This is a genomic window from Streptomyces anatolicus (genome assembly GCF_019400875.1).
Taxonomy (GTDB): Bacteria; Actinomycetota; Actinomycetes; order Streptomycetales; family Streptomycetaceae; genus Streptomyces; species Streptomyces anatolicus.
This window is the reverse complement of sequence record NZ_WMBF01000608.1, coordinates 1-3,375: the sequence shown is the minus strand read 5'-3', so window position 1 is coordinate 3,375 and position 3,375 is coordinate 1. Positions and strand designations below refer to the sequence as shown.

2 protein-coding genes are annotated in these 3,375 nt (G+C 72.2%); one reads left to right on the top strand and one right to left on the bottom strand.

Features of this window, described 5'->3' with window-relative positions:
* The first annotated feature begins 247 nt into the window (after positions 1-247).
* The gene (locus GKQ77_RS30300; protein ID WP_219692320.1) at positions 248-1,750 is read left to right on the top strand and encodes a DNA-binding protein NsdB; all 1,503 of its coding nucleotides are present in this window, start codon (positions 248-250) and stop codon (positions 1,748-1,750) included.
* A gap of 46 nt (positions 1,751-1,796) precedes the next feature.
* On the opposite strand, the gene GKQ77_RS30295 is transcribed toward GKQ77_RS30300, so the two are convergent.
* Positions 1,797-3,215, bottom strand: coding sequence for a PP2C family protein-serine/threonine phosphatase (locus tag GKQ77_RS30295; protein WP_219692319.1), 1,419 nt, complete (start codon positions 3,213-3,215; stop codon positions 1,797-1,799).
* Positions 3,216-3,375: the final 160 nt, after the last annotated feature.

Sequence of the window (3,375 nt, the reverse complement as noted above, 5' to 3'; positions counted from 1 at the left end):
ATGCTGCGTACATGGGCGATACAGATCCCTTCGTGTGCCTGTGAATTGCGTGCGCCTCCCGCCCCGATCGCGTCGGGAGCACCCTGGGGAGTGCCTTGCGGCGACCGGGTCGGGGTGGCGCACTCCTACCTGACACCCGGCCTCCCCTGGCACACCATCTGGCGCACCCTGGCGAACCCTGGCGAATAGTCGCTCAGCAACTGACAGAGGGTTACTGTCAACTCAGCCGAGAACCTGGGGGCTTGACGTGAACGGACAACCCAACACCCGCCTTTCGGACCTGTTCGGCCTGGCCGGCTGGTCCAAGGGTGAGCTCGCGAGACTGGTGAACCGGCAGGCGGCGGCCATGGGCCACCCGCAGCTGGCCACCGACACCTCGCGGGTGCGGCGGTGGATCGACATGGGGGAGATCCCGCGCGATCCGGTGCCCCGGGTGCTGGCCGTCCTGTTCACCGAGCGTCTCGGCCGTGTCGTGACCATCGAGGATCTAGGTCTGGTCCGGCACGGGCGCCCGGGGAAGCGGCGCGGCGGCGGGAGTGTGGAGCACCCCGACGGCGTGCCATGGGCGCCCGAGCGGACAGCCGCGGTCCTCACCGAATTCACGGGAATGGACCTCATGCTCAACCGACGCGGCTTGGTGGGCGCGGGCGCCGCGCTTGCCGCAGGCTCCGCACTCAGCAGCGCCATGCACGACTGGCTGCACACCGACCCGGCCCTCGCGGCCGACGCCCCCCGTATCAACGACCCCTTGCACGCCGACCCCGCCGGGTTCGACCGCTATGAGGCCGCCCCCATCGGGTCACAGGAGATCGAGGAGCTCGAGCGCTCCGTCGAGGTGTTCCGCGCCTGGGACGCGGCCCGCGGCGGCGGGCTGCAGCGCAAGGCCGTGGTGGGCCAGCTCAACGAAGTCGGCGGCATGCTCAACTACCACCACCCCGACCACCTCCAGCGCCGCCTGTGGGGCGTCGCCGCCAACCTCGCCGTCCTCGCGGGCTGGATGTCGCACGACGTCGGCCTGGAGCCCACGGCCCAGAAGTACTTCGTCATCGCGGCGCACGCGGCGCGCGAGGGAGGCGACCGCCCGCGCGCGGGGGAGGCCCTGTCGCGGGCCGCCCGCCAGATGGTGCACCTCGGCAAGCCGGACGACGCCCTGGATCTGATGAAGCTCGCCAAGTCGGGCGCGGGGGAGGAGGCCCTGCCCCGCACCCGGGCCATGCTCTACACCATCGAGGCCTGGGCGCAGGCGTCGATGGGGCGCGGCCAGGCGATGCGGCGCACGCTCGGTCTCGCCGAGGACCTCTTCGTCTCCGACAAGGGGGACGTGCCGCCGCCGAGCTGGATGCAGATGTTCGACGAGGCGGATCTGCACGGCATGCAGGCCCTCGCCTACCGCACCCTCGCCGACCACGAACCGGCCGCGGCGAACATCGCGCAGCGGCACGCGAAGGCGGCCATCGAGCTGCGGGCCAAGGGCCACGACCGCTCCCAGATCTTCGACTACATCTCGCTGGCGTCGGCCTGCTTCATCGCCGACGACCCCGAACAGGCAGATCGGTACGCGCGGTTGGCGCTGGTGTCGATGAGCGCCAACTCCTCCCACCGCACCTGGGACCGGCTGCGCGAGATGTACCGCCTGACGGCGCACTACTCCGGATACCCGAAGATCAAGGACCTGCGCGAGGAGATCAAGCTCGCGCTGCCGAAGGGGGGCAAGGGAGGCAAGGGGGCGGCAAGGACGGCAAGGGCGTAACGCGCGCGGCGCTCTCGGCACCGGGTGCTCTCATTACCGGGCGCCCTCAGCACCGGGCGATCAACAGACAGGCGTCGTTCTCGCGCGCGCCTGCGCCGAACTCCTCGACGAGGGTCCGCACACTGTCCTGTGCCGTGGACGCCTCGGTGAGGCGGGGGGCGAGGGAGAGCAGCAGCTCTGTCGTCGCGTCCCTGTCATGCCGTGGCACCAGGCCGTCGGTGTGCAGTAACAACAGGTCTCCGGGCCGTAGTTGCTCTTCGGCCTGCTCGTACGCCGCTGCGCGGGCGGCGCCGAGGAGCGCGCCGGCCGGTGGCGTCAGCGCGCGTCCCGTTCCGTCGCGGAACAGCAGCGGGGCGGGGTGTCCGGCCTGCGCCCACGTCAGCAGGCGGGTGCCGGGGTCGTAGCGGCAGCAGAGCGCGCTGCCGAGGGTGGGCCGGGCCGTGGTGTCGATGAGGTCGTTGAGCCAGCCCATGAGGCGGCCGGGCGGGGCGCCCGCGACCGCCATGCCGCGCACCGCGCCGAGCAGCATCGCCATGCCCGAGGTGACGGTGACGCCGTTGCCGGTGAGGTCGCCGACGCTCAACAGGGCCTGGCCGTCGGGCAGTTCCATGGCGTCGTACCAGTCGCCGCCGATGAGCGAGCCGATGGAGGAGGGGAGGTGGTGGGCGGCGAGGTCGAGGCGCGCGGGGCCGCCCCGCGCGAAGCGCAGCGCGCCGCGCCATGGCGGCAGCACCGCCTGCTGGAGTTCGGCCGCGAGCCGGTGCTCGGTCTGCGCGATCTCGCGGCGGCGGCGCAGGGATTCCTGGGTCTCGCGCAGCACGCGCTGGCTGCGGCGCAGTTCGCTGACGTCCCGCAGGACGGCCCACATGGAGGCGGTGGAGCCGTCGGCGGCGAGGACGGGCTCGCCCATCATGTGCACCTGGCGCACGTCACCGCCGGGGCGCACGATGCGGAACTCTCCGTCGATGGGCTTCCCGTCGACCAGGCAGTCCGTGACCATCGCGGTCAGCAGGGGCTGGTCGCCGGTGTGGACGAGGGAGGGGAGTTCGTCGAGGGAGAGCGGGGGGGCGGCCGGGTCGCGGCCGAGGATGTCGTAGAGCTCACAGGACCAGCTGGCCTCGTCGGTGAGGAGGTTCCACTCGGCGCTGCCCACCCGGCTCAGGAGCGAGTCCCGGTGCGGATCCGCGGGCCGGGGTAAAGGCGGGGCCGCGGGCTCGCGTGCCGCACGCGGCGGGCCGTCCCGCAGCTGGGCGAGGTGGTCGTCGAGGTCGTCGAGCTGGTGCACGGCCAGATCGCACAGGGCTCGCTGCCAGCGCCCCGCCGGGTCCCCGTGGTCGGCCACGGCGTCACGCCGGACGGCGTCGACGTCGCCGCGGAGCCGGCGCGTCTGCGAGATCAGCGCGTCGACCGCGCCGCGCTCGGGCGGCTGGCCCGCGGCGTGGTCCGCGAAGACATGGGACGGCATGGATGCTCCGGTGAAGGTGCGGTGCGACCAACTTGACGGATGGTGGACCGCTAATGACTTTCGCACAGCGGGAGGGGGCTCGTAAGGGATTTGGCATCACCCGATGCGGTGTTGCTTATGGCATATGCCTTTGTCCTGCGGGCGCGGGTGTGGGCGCGGG

What these genes read in the sequence shown, in the direction of transcription:
- GKQ77_RS30295 (WP_219692319.1), bottom strand. Translation starts at nt 3,215, where the DNA reads ATGCCGTCCCATGTCTTCGCGGACCACGCCGCGGGCCAGCCGCCCGAG.